The 24,519-nt window shown below is 59.8% G+C and carries 17 protein-coding genes; all 17 read left to right on the top strand.

Annotated elements, in window-relative coordinates; genetic code table 11:
* Position 1: 1 nt before the first annotated feature.
* The 17 genes from cheY1 (at position 2) to AC07U5_RS12535 (ending at position 24,372) form a co-directional block, all read left to right on the top strand.
* Positions 2-367, top strand: coding sequence for a chemotaxis response regulator CheY1 (gene cheY1, locus AC07U5_RS12615; RefSeq protein ID WP_062425087.1), 366 nt, complete (start codon positions 2-4; stop codon positions 365-367).
* 16 nt (positions 368-383) lie between these two features.
* Positions 384-2,660 carry a chemotaxis protein CheA gene (locus tag AC07U5_RS12610; RefSeq protein WP_113226547.1) on the top strand — a complete coding sequence of 759 codons (2,277 nt, stop codon included), beginning with the start codon at positions 384-386 and terminating at the stop codon, positions 2,658-2,660.
* A gap of 14 nt (positions 2,661-2,674) precedes the next feature.
* On the top strand, positions 2,675-3,583 hold the full coding sequence (cheR, locus tag AC07U5_RS12605) for a protein-glutamate O-methyltransferase CheR (RefSeq protein ID WP_113178580.1): 909 nt from the start codon (positions 2,675-2,677) through the stop codon (positions 3,581-3,583).
* Positions 3,580-4,635 (top strand): protein-glutamate O-methylesterase CheB, encoded by a 1,056-nt coding sequence (gene cheB, locus AC07U5_RS12600; RefSeq protein ID WP_443269084.1) that lies wholly within the window; start codon positions 3,580-3,582, stop codon positions 4,633-4,635. The genes cheR and cheB overlap by 4 nt, the downstream gene beginning before the upstream one ends.
* Positions 4,636-5,025 (top strand): chemotaxis response regulator CheY2, encoded by a 390-nt coding sequence (gene cheY2 / locus AC07U5_RS12595; protein ID WP_062425091.1) that lies wholly within the window; start codon positions 4,636-4,638, stop codon positions 5,023-5,025.
* On the top strand, positions 5,022-5,567 hold the full coding sequence (gene cheD, locus AC07U5_RS12590) for a chemoreceptor glutamine deamidase CheD (RefSeq protein ID WP_062425092.1): 546 nt from the start codon (positions 5,022-5,024) through the stop codon (positions 5,565-5,567). Before cheY2 ends, cheD begins: the two co-directional genes overlap by 4 nt.
* Before the next feature lie 14 nt (positions 5,568-5,581).
* Positions 5,582-5,965, top strand: a complete 384-nt coding sequence (gene cheT / locus AC07U5_RS12585; protein WP_062425093.1) for a chemotaxis protein CheT — start codon at positions 5,582-5,584, stop codon at positions 5,963-5,965.
* 530 nt (positions 5,966-6,495) lie between these two features.
* Positions 6,496-8,082: an ABC transporter substrate-binding protein gene (locus AC07U5_RS12580; protein ID WP_274101078.1), complete on the top strand. Its 1,587-nt coding sequence runs from the start codon at positions 6,496-6,498 to the stop codon at positions 8,080-8,082.
* 82 nt (positions 8,083-8,164) lie between these two features.
* On the top strand, positions 8,165-9,118 hold the full coding sequence (locus tag AC07U5_RS12575) for an ABC transporter permease (RefSeq protein WP_062425095.1): 954 nt from the start codon (positions 8,165-8,167) through the stop codon (positions 9,116-9,118).
* 2 nt (positions 9,119-9,120) lie between these two features.
* Positions 9,121-10,011 carry an ABC transporter permease gene (locus tag AC07U5_RS12570; RefSeq protein WP_443269088.1) on the top strand — a complete coding sequence of 297 codons (891 nt, stop codon included), beginning with the start codon at positions 9,121-9,123 and terminating at the stop codon, positions 10,009-10,011.
* Positions 10,008-11,069 carry an ABC transporter ATP-binding protein gene (locus AC07U5_RS12565; RefSeq protein ID WP_130977259.1) on the top strand — a complete coding sequence of 354 codons (1,062 nt, stop codon included), beginning with the start codon at positions 10,008-10,010 and terminating at the stop codon, positions 11,067-11,069. Before AC07U5_RS12570 ends, AC07U5_RS12565 begins: the two co-directional genes overlap by 4 nt.
* 2 nt (positions 11,070-11,071) lie before the next feature.
* Complete coding sequence (locus AC07U5_RS12560) at positions 11,072-12,037, top strand: ABC transporter ATP-binding protein (RefSeq protein ID WP_443269090.1); 966 nt, start codon at positions 11,072-11,074, stop codon at positions 12,035-12,037.
* A gap of 82 nt (positions 12,038-12,119) precedes the next feature.
* On the top strand, positions 12,120-12,764 hold the full coding sequence (locus AC07U5_RS12555) for an aspartate/glutamate racemase family protein (protein WP_443269092.1): 645 nt from the start codon (positions 12,120-12,122) through the stop codon (positions 12,762-12,764).
* A 122-nt stretch (positions 12,765-12,886) separates the two neighbouring features.
* Positions 12,887-13,726 carry a MurR/RpiR family transcriptional regulator gene (locus AC07U5_RS12550; RefSeq protein WP_443269094.1) on the top strand — a complete coding sequence of 280 codons (840 nt, stop codon included), beginning with the start codon at positions 12,887-12,889 and terminating at the stop codon, positions 13,724-13,726.
* Between the two features lie 146 nt (positions 13,727-13,872).
* Positions 13,873-15,924 carry an O-linked N-acetylglucosamine transferase, SPINDLY family protein gene (locus AC07U5_RS12545; RefSeq protein ID WP_443269103.1) on the top strand — a complete coding sequence of 684 codons (2,052 nt, stop codon included), beginning with the start codon at positions 13,873-13,875 and terminating at the stop codon, positions 15,922-15,924.
* Positions 15,925-15,941: 17 nt separating this feature from the next.
* On the top strand, positions 15,942-17,096 hold the full coding sequence (gene glf, locus AC07U5_RS12540; RefSeq protein WP_494723156.1) for a UDP-galactopyranose mutase: 1,155 nt from the start codon (positions 15,942-15,944) through the stop codon (positions 17,094-17,096).
* Positions 17,097-17,241: 145 nt separating this feature from the next.
* Positions 17,242-24,372: a hypothetical protein gene (locus tag AC07U5_RS12535; protein WP_494723155.1), complete on the top strand. Its 7,131-nt coding sequence runs from the start codon at positions 17,242-17,244 to the stop codon at positions 24,370-24,372.
* Positions 24,373-24,519: the final 147 nt, after the last annotated feature.

Raw genomic sequence — 24,519 nt, 5'->3', positions numbered from 1 at the left:
AATGAAGAAAAAAGTTCTCACAGTCGACGACTCCCGCACGATCCGCAACATGTTGCTGGTCACGCTCAACAATGCCGGTTTCGAAACCATTCAGGCCGAAGACGGCGTCGAAGGTCTGGAAGTCCTGGAAGGTTGCAATCCCGACGTCATCGTCACGGATATCAACATGCCGCGCCTTGATGGTTTCGGTTTCATCGAGGGCGTTCGTCGCAACGAGAAGTACCGTGCCGTTCCAATCCTCGTTCTGACCACCGAAAGCGACGCCGAGAAGAAGAACCGTGCCCGCCAGGCTGGCGCGACCGGTTGGATCGTCAAGCCGTTCGACCCCGTAAAACTGATCGATGCCATTGAACGTGTAACTGCCTGATACGGGATCATTCACGATGGATATGAACGAAATCAAAGAAATCTTTTTCCAGGAGTGCGAGGAACAGCTCGCCGAACTGGAATCGGGACTTCTTAAACTGAATGACGGCGACCGCGACCCGGAAACCGTAAATGCCGTCTTTCGTGCCGTTCATTCCATCAAGGGTGGAGCCGGTGCGTTCGGTCTCGATGAACTGGTGGCTTTCGCGCACGTCTTCGAAACCACGCTCGATTGCGTTCGATCCAACAAGCTCGATCCTAATCAGGATGTCCTGAAAGTGATGCTGAAATCGGCGGATGTTCTCGCCGATTTGACGAATGCTTCCCGCGATGGCGGCAGCGTCGATGAAAGCCGGACCCGCGGTCTCGTCAAGGAACTGGAGGCTCTGGCCAACGGTGAGACGATCACGCCGTCCGCAGCCGAACCGGCAGCTCCCAAGCCGGCAGCCAAGGCAGCCGTCGTGCCCCCGCCGGCACCGGCGCCAGCGCCGACAGATGACAGTGGCTTCCAGCCGATCGCCTTCTCCTTCGGCGATTTCGAGGATGCGGCCATTCCGTTGATGGAGACGCCGACCTTCAACATCACCTTCAAGCCGTCGGCAGCTCTCTATTCCAAGGGCAATGAATCGGCTCTGCTGTTGCGCGATCTCGCCCGCATTGGCGAGATGAGCGTCAATTGCGATATGAGCACGCTGCCATCTCTTGACGAGATGAACCCGGAAGGTGCCTATTTCTTCTGGAAGATCGCGATCAAGACCGACAAGGGCGAAGAGGGCATCCGCTCTGTCTTCGAATTTGCCGAATGGGATTGCGAACTCGACATCGTGATGGCCGAAGACGAAACACCGGCCGATGAAGAACTGCCGATGATTCCGGTGCCCTTCGATCTTTCCGCGCTGGAAGACGATGTGCATGAGCCAGCGGTTCAGCCGGCCACCATCGACGAGCCGGTCGTTGCAAAGGCTGTCGCCACCGCATCGGCTGCAACGGAAGTCACCCAGGCCGTGGCTGCTGCCGTCGAAAAGCGCGAGGCAGCTTCGCCCGCCGCTGCGGCAAACGCTGCCAATGCCGCCAACAACGCCAGCGCCGGTCAGACGATCCGCGTCGATCTCGACCGCGTCGACCGCCTCATCAACCTGGTGGGCGAGCTTGTCATCAACCAGGCGATGCTGTCGCAGAGCGTCATTGAAAACGATACGACCGGCACCTCTGCCGTCAATATGGGTCTGGAAGAGCTTCAGCAGTTGACGCGCGAAATTCAGGACAGCGTCATGGCGATCCGCGCGCAACCGGTAAAGCCGGTCTTCCAGCGCATGTCGCGTATCGTCCGTGAAGTGGCCGACATGATCGGCAAGCAGATTCGCCTCATCACCGAAGGTGAAAACACCGAAGTGGATAAGACGGTCATCGATAAGCTGGCCGAGCCTCTGACCCACATGATCCGCAATGCCGTCGACCACGGCATTGAAACGCCTGAAAAGCGCGAAGCCGCCGGCAAGAACCCGGAAGGTACCGTCAAGCTGACGGCCAAGCATCGTTCGGGCCGTATCCTGATCGAACTTCAGGACGATGGCGCCGGCATCAACCGCGAGCGCGTCCGCCAGAAGGCGATCGACAATGATCTGATCTCGGCAGATGCCAATCTGACGGATGAGGAAATCGACAACCTGATCTTCGCACCAGGCTTCTCCACCGCCGACAAGATTTCGGACATCTCCGGTCGCGGCGTCGGCATGGACGTGGTCAAGCGCTCGATCCAGGCACTCGGTGGCCGCATCAGCATTTCGTCCCGCCCTGGCCTCGGCTCGACCTTCACCATGAGCCTTCCGCTGACGCTGGCCGTTCTCGACGGCATGGTGGTCACGGTTGCGGGCCAGACGCTTGTGGTGCCGTTGACGGCAATCGTCGAGACACTGCAGCCGGAAGCGCAGAATATTCACTCCTTCGGCTCCAACCAGCGGCTGATCTCGATCCGCAACTCCTTCTGCCCGCTGGTGGATGTCGGTCGCATTCTCAACTTCCGTGCCACACAGGCCAACCCGGTCGATGGCGTGGCGCTTCTCGTGGAATCCGAAGGCGGCGGCCAGCGCGCCCTGATGGTCGATGCCATCCAGGGACAGCGTCAGGTGGTCATCAAGTCCCTTGAAGCCAACTACACCCATGTTCCGGGCATCGCTGCCGCAACCATCCTTGGTGATGGCCGCGTAGCGCTGATCCTTGACGTGGATGCCGTGGTCGGCGCCTCGCGCGGCCAGTCCCTGAAACAAGAAATGTCGCTCGCGGCAACAGGCTGAAAAGTTGGTGATGAATGACAGCGCTTAAGTTCAACGAACAGCGTGGACCCCAGGATGAAGTGCTCGTCAGCGGCGAATACCCGCTGACGCGTCGCGACCTGGCGGATATCGCCGCAATGATCTACGCGGATGCCGGTATCTATCTCAACGATACCAAGGCGTCGCTCGTCTATTCGCGCCTGTCCAAGCACATCCGCAATCTCGGCCTTTCCGGCTTCAAGGAATATTGCGCCCTGGTCTCCTCGGAGCAGGGTGCTGCCGCCCGCCGGGAAATGCTGTCGCATCTCACCACAAACTTCACCCGCTTCTTCCGCGAGAACCACCATTTCGATCACCTGCGCGACGAGGTTCTGCCGGGCCTCATCGCACGGGCAAAGAGTGGCGGACGCGTTCGCATCTGGTCCGCAGCCTGCTCGGATGGCCAGGAGCCCTATTCGATCGCACTGACCGTGCTCGGTCTCTTCCCGAACGCTACCGACTACGACTTCAAGATCCTGGCAACCGATATCGACCCGAAGATTCTCGCTCAGGCGAGGGCCGGTCTTTACGACGACGGCGCGCTGGAAACCGTATCGCCCGCCATGCGCAAGCAATGGTTCCAGGAAGTGGATGCCGGCGGACGCCGCAAGCACCAGATCAGCGACAAGGTCAAGCGTCTGATCACCTTCAACGAGCTGAACCTGATGGCGCAGTGGCCGTTCAAGGGCGGCTTCGACGTGATCTTCTGCCGCAACGTCGTCATCTATTTCGACGAGCCGACGCAGGTGAAGATTTGGTCGCGCTTTGCCGGCCTGCTGCCGCAGGGCGGTCACCTCTATATCGGTCATTCCGAACGCGTTTCCGGCGAAGCCAAGGAGCAGTTCGACAATACCGGCATCACCACCTACAAATACATCGGCAAGTCCGCCGGGAGGAGAGCATGAGCATGCCCGCCCGCGTTCTCGTCGTCGATGACTCGCCCACCATGCGTGGCCTGATCTCCGCCGTCCTCCAATCCGACCCGGATGTCGAGGTCATCGGTCAGGCAAGCAATGCCATGGAAGCGCGCGCCGCGATCAAGGAACTCAATCCCGACGTCGTGACGCTGGATATCGAGATGCCCGAGATGAACGGGCTTGAGTTTCTCGACAAGATCATGCGCCTGCGCCCCATGCCGGTCATCATGGTTTCGACGCTGACCCATCGCGGCGCGGATGCCTCCCTCGCCGCGCTCGAAATCGGCGCCTTCGATTGCGTTGGCAAGCCGGTGCCGGGCGACGCGCAGCCCTTTCCCGATCTGGCAGAGAAGGTGAAGGCAGCGGCCCGCTCGCAGCACCGCACCTATCGCAGTGCCGTGACCGAACGACCGGCCGCGCCGCAGCCGGTTGCGGTCACCAATTACAGCGTCGGTCGCAAGATCGTTGCCATTGGGTCGTCTACCGGTGGCGTGGAAGCACTGATCGCCGTCTTGCAGAAGTTTCCGATCAATTGCCCACCTACGGTGATTACCCAGCATATGCCGCCAACCTTCACCAAGAGCTTTGCCGAGCGCCTGAACCGGCTCTGCGCGCCCGTAGTGGAAGAGGCGACGGATGGCGCGCGGCTTCAGACCGGCAAGGTCTATCTCGCACCTGGTGGCGACCGGCATTTGCAGGTTGTTAATCATGCCGCGCCATGCTGCAGGCTGATCGAACGCGAGCCTGTTAATGGTCATCGGCCATCGGTAGACGTTCTGTTCGATTCAGTGGCCGAACTTGCCGGTCGCAACGCCGTCGGCGCCATTCTGACCGGGATGGGACGTGACGGTGCGGCAGGCCTCTTGAAGATGCGCCATGCCGGTGCCCGCACTGTCGGACAGAACGAGAAAACCTGTGTGGTCTATGGAATGCCGCGTGTGGCTTACGAGCTTGGCGCGGTCGAACATCAACTTCCGCTGAACGCCATCGGCGAAGAAATTCTGAAACTAACTGCCGCCCGAAAAGAAGGTTCTGATTAAATGTCTCTCGCAGAAAAGATAAAAGTGTTGATCGTCGACGATCAGGTCACCAGCCGCCTGCTGCTAAGTGATGCGCTCACGCAGCTTGGCTTCAAGCAAATCACTGCCGCCGGCGACGGTGAGCAGGGCATGAAGATCATGGAGCAACAGCCCCACCATCTGGTGATCTCCGACTTCAACATGCCGAAGATGGATGGCCTCGGCTTCCTTCAGGCGGTTCGCACGAACCCGTCGACGAAGAAGGCCGCCTTCATCATTCTGACCGCGCAGGGAGACCGCGCTCTGGTGCAGAAAGCAGCCCAACTCGGCGCCAACAACGTGCTGGCCAAGCCGTTTTCTATCGACAAGATGAGGGCGGCTATTGAAGCCGTATTTGGATCGCTGAAATGATCGAAACCGCAGCCAAGCGCGTACACATAATTCAGGGCGAGTATAAGATCGCCAATGATCCCGACGTGGTCTTGTCGACCATCCTCGGCTCGTGCGTGGCTGCGTGTCTCAGAGACCCTGTTGCGGGCGTCGGCGGCATGAATCACTTTCTGCTGCCGGGTACAGGGGGTATGGGGGGCGGAGATGCGACCCGGTATGGGGTGCATCTCATGGAACTTCTGATCAACGGCTTGCTCAAGCAGGGAGCGCGCCGTGATCGTCTGGAGGCAAAGGTCTTTGGTGGCGCAAAGACCATTGCCAGCTTCTCCAATGTGGGGGAGCAGAACGCAATCTTCGCGATGCAGTTCTTGAAGGATGAAGGCATTCGGGTGGTCGGCAGCTCCACGGGCGGAGAGCATGGCCGAAAGGTGGAGTTCTGGCCGGTGTCGGGCAGGGCGCGCCAGCACCCATTGAGCGGTGCCGAAACCCAGAAGACCGTCGCGCTGGAAACCCGTCCGGTTCCGGCTGCAAAGCCGGCGGCAAGCGATATCGAATTTTTTTGACAACGGAGTTGCCTATGCATATCGCTGAGCGTGCTGGACCTGAAATGTTTGAAGAGGCTTTGCCCACGATCCTCATGCGGGTCGTCTCAGAACTGCATGACGTTGCCTATCTGATCGAACGCATCGAGCCCCAGCTTCTGGAGGCCACCAATGGTGCAGTCACCGATGACGGGTTGAAACTCTTGCAGGGTATCGATCTTGCGGTCCAGAAGGCCCGCGGACTTGCCGAGTTCATCGACACCATCACTGGCTCCATACCTGTGGAATGGGCCGTGGACGTGACAACGGCTCTCAGCCTCGTCAAGCTCGCCGAAATGCAGAAGGCACTTGGCGCTGGTTTGCGCCACGGGCACTCCCAGCCGATCGACAAGGCATCTGGCGACTTCGATCTGTTTTAGAGGGCCTTGCGTCCTTCTGGACGCATTAACGACACTTCTCATCCTTTCAACCACGCATCGTGCTTTTCCGAAATCGATTCCGATTTTGGGGGATGCTGTAGTGTAAGCGTAGAGTGTCTTCCCTCGCTCTTAACCCGTCACTGGTATAAGCCGCCGCGCATACTGCACGATGCATTCTACGCCGCTCTGCCGGAGCTAGCTTCCACGACCGTGAGCCCGTAAACCCGCCTCTTTAGCAGACATACGCGCTCCTTCGTCTAACAAGCCATTTTTAGGCACTGACGCCTGTTACCGCATGCGATTACAGCAGGTTTCGCGGGAAGGAGAGCATTCGCAAGACTTCAACGAAAGCGTAACTCACTGAAAAAGATATGAAACTGTGGTTTCATATCATCTGGCACGAAACCTGCATTGCGTATCCCGACTGAGACATACTCAGCCTATCGAACGAGAGGGAACGCATGACACACGATTTCAGAAAAACACCGGCAGCTGCGGGCATCATCGAGAAATTGCGCCGCGCCCGGTTGATGGGCTCTGCTGCATTGGCGTTTCTGGCCATCACGGCAAGCGAAACCCTGGCCGAAGGTACGCTCCGCATTGGCATGACGGCCTCCGATATACCCCTGACCACCGGCCAGACCGATCAGGGCGGCGAGGGTCAGCGCTTCATGGGTTATACGCTCTATAACGCTCTGATCGAGTGGGACCTTTCGAGCGCCGACAAACCCTCGACCCTCATTCCATCCCTCGCGACATCCTGGTCCGTGGATCCCGTTGACAAGACCAAGTGGACATTCAAACTGCGCGACGGCGTGAAGTTTCACGATGGAAGTGCTTTCGACGCGGCGTCTGTCGTCTGGAACCTCGACAAGATCCTCGTGCCGGATTCACCGCAATTCGACAAGCGCCAGTCGGCACAGGGAAAATCGCGTATTCCAGCCGTGGCCTCCTACAAGGTCATCGATCCGCTGACGGTCGAAATCGTGACCAAAACGCCCGATGCGACGCTCCCCTACCAGTTGAGCTGGATCCTCATGTCCTCGCCTGCGAATTGGGAGGCACAGGGCAAAAGCTGGGATGCCGTGGCTCAGAAGCCGTCCGGTACGGGACCTTGGAAGCTGGAAAATGGATTCACGCCGCGTGAGCGCGCCGAACTGACGCCGAACAAGGACTACTGGGACAAGGCGCGCGTGCCGAAGCTGGACAAGCTGGTTCTGGTGCCGCTTCCCGAACCCAATACCCGCGTGGCCGCCCTGCGCTCCGGTCAGGTCGACTGGATCGAGGCGCCCGCGCCCGATTCCGTCAAATCGCTCAAGGATGCGGGTTTCGACATCGTCACCAATTCCTACCCGCACAACTGGACCTGGCATCTGTCGCGCGTCGAAGGTTCACCCTGGAACGATGTGCGCGTGCGAAAGGCCGCCAATCTTGCCGTTGACCGTGAAGGGATCAACGAGTTGCTCGGCGGTCTTTCCGTCCCGGCCCAAGGATACCTGCCACCCGGCCACCAGTGGTTCGGCAATCCGACATTCAAGCTGGAATACAATATCGAGGAGGCCAAGAAGTTGATGGCCGAGGCCGGTTACGGTCCCGACAAGCCGATCAACACCAAGGTCGTCATCTCCTCATCCGGATCGGGCCAGATGCTGCCTCTGGCGATGAACGAATATATCCAGCAGACGCTGGCAGAAATCGGCATCAATGTCGAATACGAGGTTGCGGACTGGAATACGGTCATCAACATCTGGCGCGCCGGCGCCAAGGATCCAAGCGCGAAGGGCGCCACCGCCGTCAACTACAGCTACTTCATTCAGGATCCCTTCACGGCACTGATCCGTCAATCGCAGTGCAACCTTGCTCCGCCGAATGGCACCAACTGGGGCTATTACTGCGATCCCGAAATGGATGCGCTGTTTGCCGAAGTGCGCAATACCTTCGATGCGGCGGAACAGGATAAGGTTCTGAGAAAGATCCACGAAAAATACGTCAATGAGGCGCTGTTCCTGATGGTCACGCATGACGTCAACCCCCGCGCCATGTCGAAAAAGGTCAAGGGTTTCGTGCAGGCACAGAACTGGTTCCAGGACTTCTCGCCGGTCACCGTCGATCCCTGATCGCTGATCCCAAGCGATAGCGGGCCGGGTTCTCGCCCGGCCTGCCGTTTCCGATCCTTGCCACGAACATCAAGAGGGTTTCATGCTTCTCTACGCGCTCAAGCGACTGCTGCACGTCATCCCGGTGGCAATTGGCGTGAGCATGGTTTGTTTCATGCTCATCCATATCGCTCCGGGAGATCCGCTGGCGGCCATTCTTCCTTCGGATGCTTCGGCTGAGATGCAGACGCAAATGCGCGCTTTCTACGGTCTGGACCGTCCTCTGGCTGTCCAATACGCAATCTGGATGTGGCATGCACTGCATGGCGATCTCGGTACTTCGATCGCTACCGGACGGCCTGTTCTCGGCGAGATCATTGATGCATCCATCAATTCGATCATTCTCGCCGTGTCTGCGGCGGTCATTGGATTTGTCGGCGGTGCGACACTTGGCTTTCTGGCCGGTGTGTTTCGCGGTGGATGGGTCGACCGCATCGCGTCCGGCATCTCGATGCTTGGCGTCAGCGTCCCGCATTACTGGCTCGGCATGGTGCTGGTCATCACCTTTTCCGTGACACTCGGATGGCTTCCGGCAATGGGTGGAGGACCAGGTGGCTCTGCCGGCCGCAGCTTCAGCTGGGATTATATTCAATATCTCGTGCTGCCGGCGGTCACCATGTCCGTCATTCCCATGGGCATCATCGCCCGCACCATCCGCTCGCTGGTGGCAGATATATACGCGCAGGACTTCACGCTGGCGCTGGCTGCCAAGGGCCTGATGAGCGGGCGTATCCTGCGCCATGTGGTGCGCAACGCCGCCCCGACCGCTCTCTCCGTCATGGGTCTGCAACTCGGCTATCTTCTCGGCGGTTCGATCCTGATCGAAACGGTCTTTTCGTGGCCGGGTACCGGTTTCCTGCTCAACGGCGCGATCTTCACCCGTGACCTGCCCATCCTGCAGGGCACCATCCTCGTGCTCGCCATGTTCTTCGTCGTTCTCAACCTCATTGTCGACGTGTTGCAAAGCGCCATCGATCCGCGCATCCAGAGGAGCTGACAATGGCCGCAATAGCCGAAGCATCCGCAATCCCCGTCGAGAAAATCGCCAAGTCTCCTGGCTTCTGGAGCGGCGTTCTGACGCGGCTGCGTCGTGATCCTGTTGCCATGGTGGCGCTTGGGATCCTCGTCCTTCTCGTCCTCATGGCCGTTTTCGCGCCTTATCTGGCGCCCTACGATCCGGCGAAGGGCAGCGTCATCCGCAGGCTCAAACCCATCGGAACACCCGGCTATATCCTCGGCACCGACGAGCTTGGACGCGACATGCTTTCACGCCTGATCTACGGCGCGCGTCTGTCGCTCCTCATGGGCGTCATCCCGGTCCCCATCGCCTTCGTCATCGGTTCGGCAATCGGCATCATCGCCGGTTACGCGGGCGGTTTGACCAACACGCTGATCATGCGCACCGTTGACGTGTTCTACGCTTTCCCTTCGGTGCTGCTGGCCGTGGCGCTGTCCGGCGCGCTTGGCTCTGGCCTCACAAATGCGCTCGTTTCCCTCACGGTCGTCTTCATCCCGCAAATCGCCCGTGTCGCCGAAAGCGTCACCACCCAGGTCCGCAAGCTCGATTATGTGGATGCCGCCCGCGCCTCCGGGGCTCCCGCATTTACCATCGTCAGGGTCCATATTCTCGGCAATGTGCTCGGACCGATCTTCGTCTTCGCCACGAGCCTGATTTCCGTATCGATGATCCTTGCCTCAGGTCTCTCCTTCCTCGGGCTCGGCGTGCGTCCGCCGGATGCCGAATGGGGTCTGATGCTGAACACGCTGCGCACCGCCATCTATACCAACCCCTTCGTTGCGGCGTTGCCCGGCGTGATGATCTTCATCACGTCGATCTGCTTCAACCTGTTCTCAGATGGGCTGCGCACAGCCATGGACGTGAAGTCATGATGAAAGTCGTTGGAGCACCAAGCCTTGAACTGCCTATCGGAGAAAGGGGTGGCCCGGTCCAGCCACTGATTTCCGCCCGCGGGCTTCTGAAACACTTTCCCGTCAAAGGAAGCGGCTTCCTGAAACCGAAAAAAGTCGTGCGCGCCGTCGATGGCGTCGATTTCGATATCCTGAAAGGAGAGACACTCGGCGTTGTCGGTGAAAGCGGTTGCGGCAAATCGACGACGGCGCGGCTTCTCATGCAACTGATTGCACCCGATCAGGGCGAAATCCTCTTCGATGGAGAAACGGTTGGTGGCGTCCTGCCGCTTTCTGCCTATCGCCGTCAGGTGCAGATGGTATTTCAGGACAGTTACGCCTCGCTCAATCCGCGATTGACGATCGAGGAATCCATTGCCTTCGCACCGCAGGTCCACGGCACGCCAGCGGCAAAGGCGATTGCAACGGCACATGATCTGCTGCACCGCGTCGGCCTCGAGCCATCGCGTTTTGCCGGTCGCTATCCGCATGAGCTTTCCGGCGGTCAGCGCCAGCGTGTCAACATCGCAAGGGCATTGGCGCTCAAGCCACGCCTCGTCATTCTGGATGAAGCGGTCTCGGCTCTCGACAAATCGGTGGAGGCGCAGGTGCTGAACCTGTTGCTCGACCTCAAACGCGATTTCGGCCTGACCTATCTATTCATCTCCCACGATCTCAACGTCGTTCGCTTCATGTGCGACAGGGTCATGGTCATGTATCTCGGCAAGGTGGCGGAGATCGGGAGTCGCGATGCCATCTACGGCAATACCGGTCATCCCTATTCGGCAGCACTTCTGGCCTCTATGCCGAAAATCGATCCCGCAGAACGCACCGAAGCGCCGCCGCTCACCGGTGATCCGCCTAACCCCATCGATCCGCCCCCCGGCTGTCGCTTCCACACCCGCTGCAGCTTTGCCGAGGATGTCTGTCAACGGGTGCTGCCGCCGCTCACCGAGATGTCTCCTAGCCAAGCAGCCGCCTGCCTGATGGCAAAGCCCGGTTCCGGCCATAGCCGTGCGCCAGCACTGACGGAGGCATGACGATGCAGAACGACGATATGATCAATATCCGCAACCTGTCGGTTACGTTTCGGCGCGGCGGCAAATCCGTCAAGGCCGTCAATGGCGTAAACTTGGTCGTCAAGCCGGGCGAGGTGGTGGCCCTGCTGGGGGAATCCGGCTCGGGCAAAAGCGTGACCATGCGCTCGCTCTTGCGGCTTCATCCCAAGGGAACACTTGTTGAGGGCGCCATGTCCGTCGACGGGCGCGACATCACGGGGCTTTCCAGCCGCGCTCTGTCCGATCTGAGGGGAGCTGTGGTCTCCATGGTGTTCCAGGAACCGCGTCTGGCGCTGGACCCGGTCTATACGGTCGGTAGCCAGATCGAAGAGACCATCATGCGCCACGAAAACGTCTCGCGCACCGTCGCCGCTCAACGCGCGCTTGCACTGTTCCAGAAAGTTCGCATTCCCTCGCCGGAGCGGCGCCTTGGCAATTATCCGCATGAAATGTCGGGCGGCATGCTGCAGCGTGCGATGATCGCCATGGCGCTTGCCTGCAATCCGAAGGTGCTGCTGGCAGATGAGCCGACAACGGCGCTCGATGCAACAGTACAAATCCAGATCTTGCTGCTGATCCGCGAATTGCAGAAGGAATATGGCCTGTCGGTCATCTTCGTGACGCATGATATTGGCGTTGCGGCGGAAGTCGCAGACCGGATTGCTGTGATGTATGCCGGACGCATCGTCGAGGAAGGACGTGTCGGCGATCTCATCCAGAGCCCGCGCCATCCCTATACCAAGGGCCTGCTGGGCGCGCGTGTGGAACTGGCCGAGGGCCGCGACAGGCTGATTACCATTCCCGGCGCACCGCCGGATCTTGCAGCCATGCCGCCGGGCTGCGCCTTCGCGCCGCGTTGCGAGCTGGCGCGTGAGGAGTGTCGTGCGGATGTTCCTGCGCTCACGCGGCTGTCTGCCGATTCACAGGTCGCCTGTATTCTCGCGCACTGAAGGCCTTGGAATGCTGGGCGCTTGTTGAGAAAAATGACAGGAACATAGGGGGCGAGTGTGTCTTGGCGGCACCTTGAAAGTCATGAAACGCATAGGATTGATCAACCCCAACACATCGCAGGCAACGACTGCGATGATGACGGATATTGCGCGCCTCTACCTGCCGCGGGCCTTTGCCATTGAAGGCATGACGGCAAAGCAAGGCGTGCCGATGATCCTCGATGAAAAAGCCCTTGCCGCTGCCGAAGAGGGCGTTGTTTTCATGGGAATGGAGCTTGCCGAACGCAGCGACGGCCTCATCATCTGTGCATTCGGCGATCCCGGGCTGGAGCGGCTTGCAGAGACGTCCGGCATCCCCTGTATTGGCATATGTCAGGCAAGCATGATGGAGGCGTCTGCGGGCGGACGGCGCTTCGGCATCGCCACAGTCACGCCGGACCTCGTGGGGAGTTTCTTTGCCAAGGCGAAAGCTCTTGGCGTCGCATCTCTTTTTACCGGAACGCGGCTGACGACAGGCGATCCGCAGCAACTCGCCTCGGCACCCGATGCACTGCTTGCAGCGCTGGCGATCGCGACGCGTCAATGTTTCGAAGAGGATGGGGCTGAGGCTGTGATTATTGGCGGAGGACCTCTCGGGCAGGCAGCGGAACAGTTGCAGGGCATGTTTCCCGCTCCGGTCATCGCGCCGATCAGGTCGGCCGTGGAGTGGATGGTCCGAGCGCTTTAAGAGGCCAGTCCTCGACCGTCCACGGTTGAGGCTGCCTGTCCTTTCATCGACGCGCTGTTTTTTGTTGCAAGCGTCATTCGGGCGGCAGAAAGTCGCCCATCGACCGTTTGCCGGAGCGCGCTGTGGTAAAGGAAAAATCGTTTCTGTTTCGAGTGAGGCAGGCCCTTCCGGACCTTCATCCCGCGGAAAAACGCGTCGGCGAATTCGTCTGCGATTTTCCGGGCGAGCTCGCGAGCTATTCCGCCCAGGAACTTGCCGCCTTGGCTCATGTGTCGAAGGCAACCGTCACGCGCTTTATCCAGCGGCTGGGTTATGACAGCTACGAGGAGGCGCGGCGCCATGCGCGCGCGGAGAAACAGACCGGCTCGCGCCTCTTTCTGGAACGCTCCGACGAGAGCGAAACAATGCAGTCCGTCAAAGCCCATGCCGCACAGGATATTGCGAATATCGAGGCGACATTCCTCGCCATCTCGGACAGGCAGATCGAAAGTGCCGCGGATTGTCTGCTTCAGGCACGGAAAGTCTGGGTGATCGGATTTCGCAGCAGCCAGCCATTCGCAGCCTATTTTCAATGGCAACTGACGCAGGTCATCGAAAACATCGTCGCCATCCCTGGCCCCGGCCAGACACTGGGGGAACATTTCGCCAGTCTGCAGGACGCCGATATCGTCGTTGTATTTGCCATGCGACGTCGCGTTGCCCAGATCGATGCCATCCTCGACCATGTCAAGGCGTCGGAGGCCAAGCTCATTTACGTCACCGATGAGGGGGCACCCGGTCATAGCGGCGCCACTTGGCATTTCCGATGCCAGACGCTCGCGCCGGGTCCGCTGTTCAACCACACGGCTATCATGGCGCTTTGCCATTTGCTGATTACGCGTTGCCTCGAAAAAGCCGGCCCATCCGGTCGCAAACGCTTGCGCAAGATCGAGATGTTGAACGACAGTTTTAATGAGTTGTGAGAGCCATGGCCGGTAGATGGATTTGGCCGCATCCCCCTCTCGTTGCGTAAAGCGCCGCACAAGCTTCATTGTATAATCGATTGTTAGTCTATCACGGCCATGATTCCGCCTCCGGCGGGGCGGCCGGCTTGAAGGTTCTGAATGCAATGAATGCATCGATTGGCGGCACGGCCCAGAATTCGCTCCTCCCCACTTTGTTGGAGCTTGCAAAAACCCAGCGTCTTTCGCTGGTGGACCTGCTGAAATTCGCAGAAACGTTGACGGCGCAAGGCAATCGCCAGGAGGCGGCAGAGCTCTACAAGAGCTGGCTTGCCTTCAACGATCCCCATCCTGGCCAGCACATGGTCTGCTTCAACTTCTCCGTTCTGTTGCGGCAGATGAACGATCTTGCCGGCGCCGTAACCGCCATGCAGGCGGCGTTGAAGCATGATCCGATGTTCGGCCCCGCTCACATCAATCTCGGCCTTGCCTATGAGGATGCCGGAATGGCGACGCTTGCCATTCAGCAGTGGCAGGGCTTCGCAGAAAAGACTTCCGAGACGACGCCGGATCAGCTGCTCTATCGTCACCTGGCGCTCCAGCATATCGGTCGTGTCATGGAAAATGCCGGACTGATGGAGGAGGCGGAGGCTGCCCTTTGGCAGGCCATGGAGCTTCGCCCGCATAAGCTGGAATCCGGACAGCATTGGAGCGCTTTGCGCCAGCGCCAATGCAAATGGCCGATCCTGGTGCCCTCCAATCACGTCACCCAGCGCCAGATGATCGACGCCATGCCGCCGCTGACGCTTGGCTGCTATGCCGACGATCCGATCTTTCAGCTGGCCAACGCCCATCAATACGGCAAGACGCTCATTGGGCGACCGGATATCCGCAACTTCCCCCGCGCCACCGTCCGGCAGAAAACGGGCACGGGCCAGAGGCTGCGTGTCGGTTACGTGTCATCAGACCTGCGCGATCACGCCGTTGGCTTTGCGCTGAGGGAAGTGCTGGAGTTGCATGACAAGGCACGCGTCGAAATCTACGCCTATTATTGCGGAGAAGCCGTTGCCAACGATCCGACACAGACACGGATGAAGGCGGTCGTGGATTGCTGGCGCGATGTCGCCGCGCTCTCCGACGAAGCAGCCGCGCGGCAGATCGCAAGCGACGAGATCGATATTCTGATCGACGTGAATGGTTACACCAAGCACGCCCGTACCAAGATTTTCGCCTATCGCCCCGCGCCCGTCATCGTCAATTTTTGCGGCTACCCGGGCTCCATGGCCACACCTTTCCACCAGTACATGATTGCCGACGAGGTGATCGTGCCTGAGGAAAGCGAGATCTACTATTCGGAAAAGGTGTTGCGGATTGCCTGCAATCAGCCCCTCGACCGCAAGCGCGTTATCGCGGCGCGCCCGTCGCGCCAGGAAGCTGGCTTGCCAGACAACACCTTCGTGTTTGCCTGCTTCAACGGCATGCAGAAGATCACGCCATCCACCTTCGCGCAGTGGATGCGTATTTTGAACGAGACGCCGGGTAGCATCCTGTGGCTTTTGACCGGTGGCGATAAGACCGATCAGCGCCTGCGCGATCTGGCAGAGGCTGCCGGCATTGCGCCGGAGCGTCTGCTCTTCGCGCCGAAAGCCCCGAACGCCGTGCACCTCGCCCGCATCGCGGTGGCAGACCTCTTCCTCGATACGTTCCCCTATGGTGCTCACTCGACCGCAGCGGATGCGTTGACCGTCGGTCTTCCGGTTCTGACATTCCCCGGCAAGTCTTTCCCGGCGCGCTTCTGCAGCAGTGTCGTCGCCGCGACGGGATGTTCCGAGCTTATCTGCACTGACCCCGAGGATTACGTTGCCAAGGCCATCGCGTTCGCCAAGAAGCCGGCAAGCTTGAAGGCCGTGAGGAAGAAGCTGGAAGCGGAACGGGAAAAGAGTGTTCTGCGCGATATTCCCGGCACCGCGCGAAGGCTCGAAGACCTTTACTGGCAGATGCAGGACGAAGCGGAACGGGGCGAAACACCTGTCCCCGATCTTCGCAATCTCGATGTCTATTACGAGATCGGCAGCGAGCTTGTGTCGGAAAATCTCGACTTCGTCGATGAGGCTTCGTACCGCGATCGCTATCTTCAAAAGCTGCGGGAGTGGGACGCTTTCTCGCCCATCCAGCATGACAACCGCTTGTGGACCACGCAAGCATCCGCCACCGATTGAACAGAGGCAGAGCCGCCGTGTCCCGACAGAAGATTGCAATCGTAGGCGCCGGGCTCTCCGGTGCGGTCATCGGCCGCGAATTGGCGGAAGCAGGGCACGAGGTCGTAATTTTCGACCGGCGGGATCACATTGCGGGCAACTGCCATACCGAGCGCGATGCAGAGACCGGCGTGATGGTCCACGTTTATGGCCCGCATATTTTCCACACCGATGATGCCGAAGTCTGGGATTACGTCAATCGCTTCCAGACCTTCAAGCCCTACAAGAACCGGGTGAAGACCACGAGCCGCGACCAGGTTTTTTCCCTGCCGGTCAACCTGCACACGATCAACCAGTTCTTCGGCAAGACCCTGCGCCCGGATGAGGCGAAAGCCTTCATCGAGGAGCAAGCCGATACGTCGATTACCGATCCGCAGACCTTCGAGGAGCAGGCGCTGCGCTTTGTGGGCCGCGACCTCTATGAGGCATTCTTCGAAGGCTACACGCAAAAGCAGTGGGGTTGCTCGCCGAGGGATTTGCCAGCCTCCATTCTCAAGCGGCTGCCGGTCCGCTTCAACTATGACGACGACTATTTCTTCCACAAATTCCAAGGCATGCCGGAAAACGGCTACACCGAAATGGTCGACGGCATCCTCGATCATCCGGACATCACCGTCAGGCTGAAGACCGGCTTCGATCGGGCGGACACGGGCGACTATGACCACACCTTCTATTCGGGTGCGCTGGACGGCTACTTCGACTATGCGAAAGGCCGCCTCGGCTATCGAACGCTGGACTTCGAACGTTTCACCTATGAGGGCGACTATCAGGGCTGCGCGGTGATGAATTACGGGGAAACCTCCGTCCCCTACACCCGCATCACCGAACACAAGCATTTCTCGCCATGGGAAAAGCATGACGGATCGGTGTGCTACCGTGAATATGCCCGCGAATGCGGACCGGACGACACACCATATTACCCCATCAGGCTGGTGAAGGAAAAAGAACAGCTGGCCGACTACGTCGCTCTCGCAAACGCGGAAGAGGGCATCAGCTTCGTCGGACGTCTGGGTACCTATCGATATCTCGACATGGACGTGACGATCCGTGAAGCGCTGGATACTGCAAGGCTTTTCCTCGACCTCCACGACAAGCAAGAGAGGATGCCGGCCTTCCTGAACCCACCGCTGTAATCGAGGTCGTGCTTCGGAAAGCTGACAGTTTCGCACAAGGAACTACACCTAGGATTGTTATAGCCGGACGTATTCCGTCGATGGGATGTATCCGAGGTAGAAAAGAGGGCATGCTGCCCGTTTTGAACTTTGGTCAGGTTTATCAATGACATCGATCGTATCTTCGCTGAGCGTCAACCAGATCAGAAGTCTCACGACAAAAGCAATCGAGGACTGGAACACCGAAGACATCTCCTTTCTTACATCCCAGCAGATACGAGCGCTGTCGTCCGAGCAGGTTGCAGCACTGGAGACGGGGGATCTAAAGGCCTTCAAGCCTGACCAGCTTGCCGCTGTCTCGACCAACGCCATTATCGGTCTGACGCTTACGCAACTTGCGGTCCTCGATAGCATCTCGATTGCAAGCCTTACCGGACGGCAGGTCGGCGCCTTGACGACCGAGCAAGTGGAAGGGCTGACGAGCGCGCAGGCCGAAGCTTTGACCGCATCTCAAGTCGCATCGATGACGTCCGATCAACTGGCGGCGATGAGCCCGGACGACATCAAGACATTCTCCATCGAGGATATTGCGGCAATCTCCAGTCGTGCGATTCCGGGGCTGACGCCTGAATTGCTGAAAGTTCTAACTCCAGAGAAGATCGCGGCAATCAGTCAGAAGGCTATTCCGCGTCTGGGGATCGAACAACTCGAAGCCCTGAGCGAGTCTCAGGTGAAGGCTCTTACATCGCTACAGCTGGGGGCACTGAGGCCCACGCAGCTTGCGGCATTCGATACCGATGATATCGTCAATCTGACGTCCGGTGCCATCCAGGGTCTATCTACGACCGCCATAGCGTCCTTTTCGACGGAGCAGATCGGCGCCCTCTCAACCGCTCAGCTGGCGGCTCTAACCTCCTCGCAAGTCAAGGCTCTGACCTCTACTCAGGTGGCCGCTTTAAGCGCGAACTCTGTCGCCGCCTTCACCACTGGACAGATTCCAGCGCTATCCTCCCGCGCGATGACTGGACTGACTGCCGAACAGCTTGAAAAACTTTCAACGGCGCAGGTCGAGGCCTTCGCGTCGCTGCAGGTCAAGGCATTAAATTCCGATCAGATTGCGGCGCTCACATCGGCGCAGATCAACACTTTCTCGGCTGCCGACATGGCCGCCATCAACGGTGCCGCAGTTGCCGGCCTCAGCCCGGTCATTCTTGAAAATCTCACGAAAGAGAATATTGCCGCGTTGAGTAGCGCGGCATTTTCCAAGCTCAGCACCGATCAGATCGATGCACTGACGTCAGCGCAACTGGGCGCTATCACCAGCAGCCAGCTTGGGGCGATGTCCTCCGCTCAGGTTGCCGTGCTCGGATCGGCCAAGATCCAGTCGCTCCAAGCGACTGCCATCGGTTCGCTTTCCGCCAAGGCCATGCCAGGACTGAGCATTGAAGTCATCAAGGCTTTGACGACGGCACAAATCGGAGGTTTGAGCACGACGGTTATATCGCGCCTGTCCTCCGACCAGATTGGCGCGCTTTCGACCGACCAGGTCGAAGCCTTGACCGCGCTGCAGATCAAGGTCCTCAGCTCCAGCCAGATGACGGCGCTTCACGCCGATGATATTCAGACATTCACCCCCGATGAGATCGCTGCAATTTCCTCAAGAGGGATACTCGGCGTCAGCACCGCAGCCATTGGAGCTTTGACTCCAGAACAGGTCGCGAAGCTGTCAAGCTCAGCCTTTTCAGCCTTATCGACCGACCAGCTGAAGGCGTTGACATCGACGCAGCTCCAAGCACTCACTGCCGTCCAGCTCAATGCTCTGAAGGCGGCTCAGATCAAGTCGCTTGCGGCTGAAGACATCGCGGCTCTTACCACCGCGCAGGTCGCCGCGCTCAGCACAGAAGCCGTTGCAAATTTGACCACCGATCAGGTTGCCAACCTGGAGACGGCGCAGCTTGAGGCGCTTACGTCCGTTCAGGTTAGGGCTATGACCTCTGCCCAGCTTTCGGTTCTGGATGGAGCGAGTATCAATGCCTTCTCCACGGCGGATATCAACGCGATCAGTGCCCGGACCATTCTAGGGTTGCGCCCTGACGCCATCGCCCTGTTGACGCCGGACCGCGTGGCCGCTCTGGCAACCGCCGCCGTGGCGGCGCTAACGACGGAACAGGTCGAAGCACTGTCAGCCACGCAACTCTTCAAACTCTCGTCATCTCAAGTCGCCGTCCTGAGCTCTGCACAAGTCGAGGCATTGAAACCGGACCAGGTCAAAGATGTCTGGTTGCCCGCCGAAGGCGCAGGAAAGCCGGTTCAGATCGCCGGCCTCTCCACCGCAGCCCTCGCCGCCTTGAGCACCAAGGCAGTGCCGGGCCTGTCTACCGACTTGATTGCGGCGCTGACGACAAACCAGATAGCGGGCCTGAACCCGAGCGCGGTTGCAAAACTGACGCCCGAGCAAATGACCAGCCTGTCGAGCGCCCAAATCGCCGCCCTTTCGAAAGAGCAGATGAGCGCCCTGGGATCGGGCCAGCTCGGAGCTTTGACGCCTGCGTTCATCGCCAAGCTGACCACCGACCAGATCACATCATTGACCGGCACGGCGCTGAAGGGATTGAGCTCCGAGCAGATCGTCGCGTGGTCGCCGGCTCAGGTGTCTGCGCTGTCATCGGGGCAGATTGCGGCACTGACATCCACCCAACTGGCAGGTCTTGGTACGGAAGATATCGCCGCCATCTCGACCGCTGGCATACAGGCTTTCGGGGCAGGGGCGGTCGCCGGTCTTTCGAAAGAGGTGATTGCCGCTCTGTCCACAGAGAAGCTGGCATTGCTGAGCACCGGGGCTATCGCGACATTGACGGCAGAGCAGGTCGCCACGCTCTCGACCGCGCAGTTAGACGCCTTGACGACGCGGCAAATCTCCGCACTTGGTTCAGAGCAGACTGCGGCTTTGGGACTTGATGACATTGCCACATTTTCCACCGGCGACATGGCCGCCTTGTCGGCGTCTGGCCTTTCCGGGCTGTCGAGCGCTCTGATCGCCTCACTGACAAGCGACAAGATCGCCGCCCTCTCCACAGGCGCTATCGCGGCACTGACCGCTGGCCAAGTCGAAGCACTTAAAACGAGCCAGCTGGCAGCGCTGACCATCAACCAGGTTTCCGCCTTAAGTTCCGTTCAAACTGCTGCGTTGAGTTCTGCAGGCCTTGCGGCACTTTCCACCGATCAGATTGCAGCGTTGAAAACGAGCGCCGTTACCAATCTCCCCGGTGATCATATATCTGCGCTGACAACCGCGCAGCTTGCGGTTCTCACGACATCCCAGATATCTGCCTTCACGTCGTCGCATATTGCGGCTTTGGGGACGGCCCAGGTCGCATCTCTCTCGGAAGCCCAAATCGCGGCGATCAATACGGCTGCCATCGCCGCGCTTTCCGCGAGGCAGGTCGCCGCTCTCACGCCGAATCAGGCAGAAGCGCTGACAACCCGTCAGGTCGCAGCCCTTTCTGCCGATCAGCTTGAAGCATTCGGCGCAGATGACATTGCCAAGTTTTCGACAGGCGATATTGCAGCCATCGGATCAAGCGCGATCGGCGGTCTCTCTACAGCTGTCGTCGCAGCGCTGACCACGGCCCAGGTGACGGCATTGAACGCCAGCGCTTTCGGCAATCTGACGACGAAGCAGGTTTCGGTGCTGACGACAGCCCAGACCGGCGCGTTGACGACAAAGCAAATCGCATCGCTTTCGGCTGACCAGATTAAAGTTCTGAGCACCGACCACATCGCGTCGCTGTCGGCAGCGCAGGTGACGGCTTTGAGCACCAATGGTGTATCGGGGCTCACGGCCACGCAAATGGCTAAACTGACCACACTTCAGGCGGAAGCGCTGACCGCTGTTCAGGTCGGCGCGTTGACGTCGGCGCAACTGGCCGTTCTCGGCAAGGACGCCATGGCCAAGTTCTCGACGGCCGATATCGGTGCCATCGCACCCGGCACGATCGGCGGCCTATCGACCGCCATTATCGCCGAACTGACGACTGGTCAGATCGCAGCGCTGGGAACCGCGGCGGTGTCGTCTCTCACCACTGGCCAGATCGGCGCGCTGACGACCGGCCAGGTTGCCGCCCTGTCCACGAGGCAGGTCGCGGCATTAACGTCACAGCAGATCGCAGCACTCGGATCGGACGATATCAGTGCGCTGTCCGCCGCCGCCCTTGGGGCAATCAATGGGTCGGCAGTTGCTGGTCTCTCCACCGATGCGATGTCGAAACTGCCAACCGAAGATTTGGCGGCGATCAGCCCTGCCGGGATCTCAGGATTGACGACGGGCCAGATCGCTGCGTTGTCCTCCGACCAGCTGAAGTCGCTGACCACCCGGCAGGTGGCAGCCTTGTCCTCCCGCCAGGTTGCGGCGCTGGGAACAACCGGCATTGCGCTCCTCGATGCTTACCAGATCGCCTCCATCAACAAGGATGCGGTGCCTGGCCTTTCCTCCGCTCAGGTCGAAAAGCTGACTGCCGTCCAGGCCGAAGCGCTGACGAGCCTGCAGGTGAGTGCGCTCAATTCCTCGCAAGTTGCGGCGTTGTCGGTCGATAATATCAAGGCGTTTTCGTTGAGAGACATCGCGGCTTTCTCTGCAGCCGCCATTGTGGGCCTGCCACCGGCAACCCTTGCCGCGTTGCCAGCTGGAACCATCGCTGCTTTGTCCACTGCTAGCGTCTCAGGTTTGACCACAGCCCAGGTTGCGGCACTCAGCGTGGCCCAAGTTGGTAGCCTGACGGCGTCGCAGGTCGGCGCTCTCGGATCGCGCCAAATCGGCGTTCTTGGCACGGCCAGCATTGCAGCGCTCAGCACATCGCAGATCGCCGCATTGAACGACGCCAGCGTCTCGGGTTTGACCGGAGCGCAGATTTCAAGCTTCACCACGGAGCAAGTCGAAGCGCTCAAAACATCACAGGTGGCACAGTTTAGCTCGACGCAGGTCGCGGCTCTCGGAACGGATGACTTGGCCGTTCTCTCAACCGCAGAGCTTGCGGCACTGAGTTCGAGTGCAATCCTGGGCCTCTCGACCACGGCACTCGCCAGCCTGTCCGCTGACCGTATTGCCGTTTTGGGAACGACCGGGGGCATCCAGGGCCTCTCCACAGGTCAGATGGCTTCACTGACCTCCGCCCAGCTCGCCGGCTTGACGACGGCGCAGATCGCGTCGCTCGGCTCTAGACAGGTCGCGGCCATCTCCACGGCCAACATGGCAGCGCTGACGACTGCGCAAATCGCGGCTCTGAGCACGACCGGCATCACAGGCCTGTCTTCCGACCAGATTGCCGCCCTGAGCACGAGTCAGGTCGAGGCATTCAACACCGCGCAGGTCGGCGCCTTTACCTCCCTTCAGGTCGGCGCTCTTGGAACAGACGATCTCGGCGTCTTCTCGACCGCGGAACTGGCGGCGCTGACATCGTCGGCTGTTGCCGGCCTCTCCACCGGCACCCTTGCCAGCCTTTCCGCAGATCGCATTGCGACACTCGGAACGGCCAGCGTTGCCGGCCTCTCGACCGCTCAAATAGCAGTCTTGAGCAAAGAGCAACTCGAAGCTCTCACCACGGCTCAGGTCGGCGCTCTCGGCTCACGGCAAATCGCCGTTCTCGGCACCGCAGGCATCGGCTCCCTTTCTCGCGAGCAGATAGGCGCATTGAGTACCGCAGCCATCTCGGGTCTTTCTTCGGCAGCCATCGCGGCACTGTCGGCCGATCAGGTAGAAGCGCTTAATCCTGCACAGGTCGGTGCATTGACCTCCACGCAGATTGCCGCCATGGGGACGGACGACATCGCGCGCTTCTCGACCGAAGACCTTGCGGCGCTGACATCCAGTGCCATAGCGGGCTTGTCGACGGATGCGATTTCTCTTCTCTCGCCAGACAGGGTCGGCGCTCTGAGTGCTGGCGGAATTGCCGGACTGACGACGCTTCAGATCAAAGCCATGAGTGTCGATCAGGTCGAGGCTTTCACCCCAACCCAGGTGACCGCTCTCGGATCGCGACAGATTGGTGCTCTGAGCGCAGCCCAGTTGCGCGCCTTCTCGACGGCGGACGTCGGCGCGATCAGTGCTGCAGGTATTGCCGGTCTGTCGACGGACACGATAGCCGGGCTCTCGGCTGAGACCATTGCTGCCTTGAGCACGCTCGGCGTTTCCGGCCTGTCTACCACGCAGCTTTCGGCGTTCTCCCACGATCATTTCGTCAGTCTTTCCACCGGCCAGATCGGCGCTTTGTCGTCCAAGCAGATCGCCAGCCTGAAGACGGCGGATCTGTCAGCGCTTTCCACTGCCCAGATTGTGGCACTTAGCACCGGGAGCATCCCGGGGCTCACCAGCGAGCAGGTCGGGGCGCTCAGCCTCGAACAGGTGCATGCGCTATCGACAACACAGATCAACGCCCTGACATCTGGCGCCATTGCCGGATTGACATCCCAGATGCTCGATACCTTTACCCCTGAAAGACTGTCAGCGATCAACGCGTCCGCCATTGCGGGCCTGTCGACCGGCTTTATCGCTGCGCTGTCGACCGGTGAAGTCGCGGGCCTCGCAACGGCGGCGATCGCCGGGCTGACCAGCAAGCAGATCGCTGCCATGGCGCCCGATCAGATCGGCGCGCTCTCGACGGGTCAGATCGCGGCACTGAGCGCCGATGGTCTTGCCGGCATCTCGTCCGCCGGGATGGCGACATTCTCCACGGCTGACATTGCGGCGATCAGCACAGGTGCGATCCGCGGTCTTTCCACGGCGCTTATCGCCTCCCTGACCAGCGCCGACATTGCGGTTCTCAGCCCAAGCCAGATCGGCAATCTCGGCTATAACCAGATCGTGGCGATGAGCACGGGCCAGATTGCCACGCTGACCACCGCGCAGATTGGCGGTCTGAATGCAGTTCAGGCCGCAGCGCTTGGCACCGACGACATCGCACTTCTCTCGACCGAGGAGATCGTCGCCTTGAGCAGCGGCGCGGTGTCTGGCCTGACGACAGGCGCAATCTCATCGCTGACCACCAGCCAGAGCGAGGCTTTGACGCCCGCGCAGGTCGGGGCTCTGACCGCCGCACAGGTTGCGTCGCTTTCCAAGGAGAATATTGCCAAGTTTTCGACCGAGGACATCGCCGCTTTCAGTTCCAGCGGCGTCGCTGGGCTTTCCACCCAGACACTGGTCAGCCTTTCCAGTGCCCAGGTCACGGCACTTCTCAACACCCACATGCGTGCGCTGACATCCGATCAGGTCGCAGCGGTCATCTCCACCTATTTGGCCGCCTAAACGGCACGTTCAGCGGCCTTATTCCCGCCCTCCACCCGGAGGGCGGCATCAGTTACAGCATCGGCCCGGAAATCGGACGCGATTTTCGGAAAGCACGATGCGCAGACTTAAGGAGATAGAGCGTCCTTTGCGCGTCCATCAGGACGC

Source organism: Agrobacterium sp. GW821-FHT02D03, assembly GCF_059421725.1.
Note: the sequence above shows the minus strand (reverse complement) of the source record. Positions and strands in the feature narration are given on the sequence as shown.

Bases quoted from the DNA above. Each gene is read 5' to 3' on its own strand.
- cheY1 (WP_062425087.1), top strand. From the start codon at position 2: ATGAAGAAAAAAGTTCTCACAGTCGACGACTCCCGCACGATCCGCAAC.
- AC07U5_RS12610 (WP_113226547.1), top strand. From the start codon at position 384: ATGGATATGAACGAAATCAAAGAAATCTTTTTCCAGGAGTGCGAGGAA.
- cheR (WP_113178580.1), top strand. From the start codon at position 2,675: ATGACAGCGCTTAAGTTCAACGAACAGCGTGGACCCCAGGATGAAGTG.
- cheB (WP_443269084.1), top strand. From the start codon at position 3,580: ATGAGCATGCCCGCCCGCGTTCTCGTCGTCGATGACTCGCCCACCATG.
- cheY2 (WP_062425091.1), top strand. From the start codon at position 4,636: ATGTCTCTCGCAGAAAAGATAAAAGTGTTGATCGTCGACGATCAGGTC.
- cheD (WP_062425092.1), top strand. From the start codon at position 5,022: ATGATCGAAACCGCAGCCAAGCGCGTACACATAATTCAGGGCGAGTAT.
- cheT (WP_062425093.1), top strand. From the start codon at position 5,582: ATGCATATCGCTGAGCGTGCTGGACCTGAAATGTTTGAAGAGGCTTTG.
- AC07U5_RS12580 (WP_274101078.1), top strand. From the start codon at position 6,496: ATGGGCTCTGCTGCATTGGCGTTTCTGGCCATCACGGCAAGCGAAACC.
- AC07U5_RS12575 (WP_062425095.1), top strand. From the start codon at position 8,165: ATGCTTCTCTACGCGCTCAAGCGACTGCTGCACGTCATCCCGGTGGCA.
- AC07U5_RS12570 (WP_443269088.1), top strand. From the start codon at position 9,121: ATGGCCGCAATAGCCGAAGCATCCGCAATCCCCGTCGAGAAAATCGCC.
- AC07U5_RS12565 (WP_130977259.1), top strand. From the start codon at position 10,008: ATGATGAAAGTCGTTGGAGCACCAAGCCTTGAACTGCCTATCGGAGAA.
- AC07U5_RS12560 (WP_443269090.1), top strand. From the start codon at position 11,072: ATGCAGAACGACGATATGATCAATATCCGCAACCTGTCGGTTACGTTT.
- AC07U5_RS12555 (WP_443269092.1), top strand. From the start codon at position 12,120: ATGAAACGCATAGGATTGATCAACCCCAACACATCGCAGGCAACGACT.
- AC07U5_RS12545 (WP_443269103.1), top strand. From the start codon at position 13,873: ATGAATGCATCGATTGGCGGCACGGCCCAGAATTCGCTCCTCCCCACT.
- AC07U5_RS12535 (WP_494723155.1), top strand. From the start codon at position 17,242: ATGACATCGATCGTATCTTCGCTGAGCGTCAACCAGATCAGAAGTCTC.